This is a genomic window from Halorubrum ezzemoulense DSM 17463 (assembly GCF_002114285.1).
GTDB lineage: Archaea > Halobacteriota > Halobacteria > Halobacteriales > Haloferacaceae > Halorubrum > Halorubrum ezzemoulense.
In genome coordinates, this window is sequence record NZ_NEDJ01000121.1 from 1 (window position 1) to 5,027 (window position 5,027).

Annotated in this window: 3 protein-coding genes and 1 pseudogene; 3 read left to right on the top strand and 1 reads right to left on the bottom strand. The window is 67.1% G+C overall.

Going from position 1 to position 5,027, the window contains the following annotated elements; all coding sequences use genetic code 11:
• The coding region (locus B9H04_RS19335) for a hypothetical protein (RefSeq protein WP_249025111.1) at window positions 1-260 on the bottom strand (260 nt) is incomplete at its 3' end.
• On the opposite strand from B9H04_RS19335, the pseudogene B9H04_RS17315 reads away from it, so the two are divergent.
• The 3 genes and pseudogenes from B9H04_RS17315 to B9H04_RS17325 form a co-directional block, all read left to right on the top strand.
• Window positions 148-1,128, top strand: a pseudogene (locus B9H04_RS17315) (DUF7544 domain-containing protein); the annotation flags it as partial. The gene B9H04_RS19335 and the pseudogene B9H04_RS17315 overlap by 113 nt on opposite strands.
• A 190-nt stretch (window positions 1,129-1,318) precedes the next feature.
• Window positions 1,319-3,571, top strand: a complete 2,253-nt coding sequence (locus tag B9H04_RS17320) for an NADP-dependent malic enzyme (RefSeq protein WP_049932638.1) — start codon at window positions 1,319-1,321, stop codon at window positions 3,569-3,571.
• A 66-nt stretch (window positions 3,572-3,637) separates the two neighbouring features.
• Window positions 3,638-4,450, top strand: a complete 813-nt coding sequence (locus tag B9H04_RS17325; RefSeq protein WP_049932640.1) for a DUF7839 domain-containing protein — start codon at window positions 3,638-3,640, stop codon at window positions 4,448-4,450.
• Window positions 4,451-5,027: the final 577 nt, after the last annotated feature.

Here is a 5,027-nt window from a genome sequence, read left to right on the forward strand (position 1 = left end):
GTCCGGCTGTCGCGCGGGATGAGCTGGCGCGCCGTCGGGGCGGTCGACGGGGCCGGCGGCGCGACGCGGGGGTGACGCGTTCGGTGCGAGGCGGTCCGATGGGGGAAGCTCGCCGCCCTCGCGGCGGGGAGGGCGGGCGGCGGCGCCGCGGCGTCGCGCGTCGGTGCCTCGTCGCTCGGCGCCTCGACGGCCGGGCTCGTGGGGTGGGCGACATCTACCTCGACGGGCGTCGGGGCGGGACCGGTGGGGATCGGACGCATCGTCGGTCCGGCAGCCGAGCGCGTCGCGGGACTCGACGACGCGCTGCTCGTCGCGGCCGCGGTCGGGGGGCTGGTCGCGGCGTTCGCGCTCGTCACGTGTTCGGTCGCATTCCGGCTCGCGTTCTACGACGCGCTCGCGACGACGGAAGTCGCGCTCTGGCGACCGTTTCGCACACGGTTTCGGCAGGCCCTCGGGCTGTCGGCCGTCGTGACGGCCGGCGCGGTCGTCGCCGCGATACCGGCGGCCGCGTTCGCGGTCGTTGTCGCAGACTCTGCTGTGTCGGGCGCGGCGGGCGTAAAGGTCGGCGGGGTGTCCGGTGCCTCCGAGGTCGCGGTCGTCGCGCTCGGAGTCACCGCTGGCGGCGTAGCGCTGATCGGGACCGTCGGCTCCCGGCTCACGCTGGAGCTCGTCGCGCCGGCGATGGTCGCCCGCGACGTCGGGGTGCTCGCCGGGTGGCGGACGGTTTGGGCTTCGCTCCGCGAGTCGCTGAGCGATGTCGCGGTCTACCTCGCGGTTCACGCCGTCGTCGCGGCGAGCGCCGGGATCGTCCGGGCCGTCGCAGTCGCCTCCGTCGGCGGGGTGGTCGCCGCGGTCGGCCTCGTCGTGCTGGTGCTCGCCGCGGTCCCGCTCGGCGGAGTGGCGGCGTTGGTCGAGACGACCGCGGGGGCGATCGTGCTCGCGACCGTCCTGCTGTGTGCGGTCGCCGCCGTCGCGGTGCTGACGCTCCCCGTCCTCATCGTGGCGCGGACGTACCTGACGGCGTACGAAGTCTCGACGCTCGCCGGGCTCGCTCCGGGGCTCGCTCCGCTGGCGCCGACGCTCGTCGCGAGCGACGACTCGGAGCCAGCCGACAGTGGACCGGTCTGAGGACGCGCTGACGGGGCTCCGCGGTCGACGGACATCCAAGTTGTCGACGAGCATCGAAACACCAACACACATCGAGATCTCGTTGAAGTACTTCGATGCCGTCGAAGAGCGCCGCAAGATCGTCGAACGTCGAATCACACACTCGACACCATCGCATACCTTTTTACTCCGTTCACGAATGGAGAAAGACATGGGACTAGACGACGACGCCCGGGAGTATCACCGGCAGGAGCCGCCCGGAAAGATCGAGATAGAGACGACGAAGCCGACGAACACCCAGCGAGACCTCTCGCTGGCGTACTCCCCCGGGGTCGCGGCGCCGTGCCGCGATATTGCGGCCGACCCGGAGTCCGTCTTCGAGTACACGGCGAAGGGGAACCTCGTCGCGGTCGTCTCGAACGGCTCGGCCGTCCTTGGGCTCGGTGACATCGGCGCGGCCGCCTCGAAGCCCGTGATGGAAGGGAAGGGGGTGCTGTTCAAGCGGTTCGCCGACATCGACGTGTTCGACATCGAGCTCGACATCGACGCCGTCGACCCGTTCTGCGAGGCCGTGAAGGCGATGGAGCCGACGTTCGGCGGCATCAACCTCGAGGACATCAAGGCCCCGGAGTGTTTCAAGATCGAGGAGCGGCTCCGCGAGGAGATGGAGATCCCGGTGTTCCACGACGACCAGCACGGCACCGCGATCATCTCCGGCGCGGCGCTGATGAACGCGGTCGACATCTCCGATAAGGACCTCTCGGAGCTCGACATCGTCTTCTCCGGCGCCGGCGCGTCGGCCATCGCGACGGCCCGGTTCTACGTCTCGCTGGGGGCGCGCGAAGAGAACATCACAATGTGCGACTCCTCCGGGATCATCACCGAAGAGCGGGTGGCGGCCGGCGACGTCAACGAGTACAAAAGCCAGTTCGCCACCCCCATCGAAGACGGCGATCTCGCGGACGCCATGGACGGCGCAGACGTGTTCGTCGGGCTCTCCGTCGGGGGTATCGTCTCGCAGGAGATGGTCCGCTCGATGGCCGCGGACCCGATCATCTTCGCGATGGCGAACCCCGACCCGGAGATCACCTACGAGGACGCCAAGGACGCCCGGGACGACACAGTGATCATGGCGACTGGTCGGTCCGACTACCCGAACATGGTGAACAACGTCCTCGGGTTCCCCTTCCTGTTCCGCGGGGCGCTCGACGTGCGTGCGACCGAGATCAACGAGGAGATGAAGGCGGCCGCCGCGGAGGCGCTAGCCGACCTCGCGCGCAAGGACGTTCCGGACGCGGTCGTGAAGGCATACGGCGACGATCCGCTCCAGTTCGGTCCCGACTACGTCATTCCGAAGCCGCTCGATCCGCGGGTGCTGTTCGAGGTGGCGCCGCGCGTCGCGGAGGCGGCGATGGAGTCCGGATCGGCCAGGACGGAGATCGATCTGAACCAGTACCGCGAGCGCCTCGAGGCTCGCCTGGGGAAGTCCCGCGAGATGATGCGGGTCGTGTTGAACAAGGCGAAAAGCGACCCGAAGCGGATCGCGCTCGCGGAGGGCACCGACGAGAAGATGATCCGCGCGGCCTACCAGCTCTCTGAGCAGGGGATCGCGGAGCCGGTGTTGCTCGGCGACGCCGACACCATCTCCCGGACCGCGTCCGAGCTCGGGCTCTCGTTCCGCCCCGAGGTGGTCGACCCGGACGAGCGGGACGTCTCCGGATACGGTGAGCGGCTGTACGAGCTCCGAAAGCGCAAGGGGATCACCAAACGCGAGGCCGACGATTTGGTCAAACGGGACACCAACTACCTCGGGAGCGTGATGGTAGAAACCGGCGACGTCGACGCGATGCTCACCGGGCTCACGCACCACTACCCGTCCGCGCTCCGGCCGCCCCTCCAGATAGTCGGTTCGGCGGCCGACACGGACACCGTCGCCGGCGTGTACATGCTCACCTTCAAGAACCGGGTGATCTTCTGTGCGGACACGACCGTCAATCAGGACCCCGACGCGGAGACGCTGGCGGAGGTCACGCGACACACGGCGGACCTCGCGCGACGGTTCAACGTCGAACCGCGCGCCGCGATGCTATCGTACTCGAACTTCGGGAGCGTCGACAACGAGGGGACGCGGAAGCCGCGCGACGCGGTCGACATTCTTCAGTCCGACGACGTGGTCGACTTCCCGGTCGACGGGGAGATGCAGGCCGACACCGCGGTCGTCGACGACATCCTCAACGGTACCTACGAGTTCTCCGAACTCGACGAGGCGGCCAACGTCCTCGTGTTCCCGAACCTCGAGGCCGGGAACATCGGATACAAACTCCTTCAGCGGCTCGGGGGCGCCGAGGCCATCGGACCGATGCTCGTCGGCATGGACGAGCCGGTCCACGTCCTCCAGCGTGGCGACGAGGTGAAGGATATCGTCAACCTTGCGAGCGTCGCCGTCGTGGACGCCCAAGAGTAGCTCGCCAGGTGTACCGCGGGCGCCGGGACACCAATTTTACTTGTTTCCGACTACAACATCGGTGGTATGGGAACGAGCGAGGATCCGGACGAGCCGGCCGGGCCGCGAGTGCTGGATAACAGGCGCGACGCGACTCGTTACCGGGTTCTCGTCGAGATCGCCGCGCGGCAGCCGGCGGTGAGCCAAGAAGAGATCGCGGACGTCATCGGTGTGACCTCGCAGGCGGTGAGCGACTACGTCCGCGACTTGGTCGACGGAGGGTTCGTGGAGAAACGCGGTCGAGGTCGGTACGAGGTGACCAAAGAGGGAGTCGACTGGATAATCACGCGAACCGACGCCCTCTCGGACTTCGTGTCTCGCGTGTCCGACGATGTTCTGGGAAGCGTCGACGTCGACGCCGCCGTGGCGACCGACGCGGTTGCGGAAGGTGACGACGTCGGGCTGGAGATGCGCGACGGCGTGCTACACGCCGTCCCGGAGGGGGGATCGGCGACAGCGGTCGTCGTCACCGGCGGTGAGGCCGGAGAGGCGGTCGGCGTCACCGACTTCGAGGGGGTCGTCGAGTACGATCCGGGCGTGGTGACGGTCGTGTCCGTCCCGGCGGTGACCGAAGGGAGTCCGCCGTCGCCCGAGGTCATCACGGATCGCGCCGCGGACGCGGATCTGATCGCGGTCGGTGGGACCGAAGCCTACGCGCTCGCGACGCGGACCGGGCTGCGGCCGGACATCCGATTCGGTTCGGCGACGGGCGTGTCTCAGGCCGCTCTCCGGGGCTTGGACGTGCTGTTGCTCGTGTCGACCGACGAGCTTTCTCGCCACACGACGCGACTCCGTGAAGACGGCGTTCGGTATGAGGTCCGCGACTCTCTCACACCGTAGGTCGGTACGTCGGTCGCTGTGGTTTCGTACGGTGAGACACACCGTGTTTCCGGTGAAATGGGGCTATCTTGGGTGGGAGCGACTTCGCTGTGGGCGGTTTAGTTATCTATCTGACCGATATAGAACAACAGGATTTATATCCTACATCAGAGTAAAGCTCGCCAAGCGAAATGAGCGACAGCTCGCCGAGCGATACATGCGTTTCACCGGAAACTACTATTCTGCTGAGAGCTCGCACTTTGACGGAAGCCCGCACTTTGACGGAAGCCCGTACTTCGTTGGAAGCCCGCACCCCATCTGAAGCCTGAGTTTCACCGGAAACACGGTCTCCCCCCTGTTGGTCGACCCGCCTGAGGCACTCAGCGAACACCTCGTTTCCGGTGAAACAGTCTCCTCAGACAGTGTCCGTTGACCTCTCCACACCCGTATATTCGGATTTTCCAACGGTCATCTCTTCTCCGCTCACTCCTCCCAGCCGAATTACTCTATGAGCCCGATCACTCCATGCGTTGGAGCGCGTCACATGCCGGCTCACTCCGTGAGTACTTCCCCTGCCCGCCACCCCACGGCCGACCAC

Excerpts from the sequence above, each read along its gene's own strand:
- B9H04_RS17320 (WP_049932638.1), top strand. The coding sequence starts at position 1,319 with ATGGGACTAGACGACGACGCCCGGGAGTATCACCGGCAGGAGCCGCCC.
- B9H04_RS17325 (WP_049932640.1), top strand. The coding sequence starts at position 3,638 with ATGGGAACGAGCGAGGATCCGGACGAGCCGGCCGGGCCGCGAGTGCTG.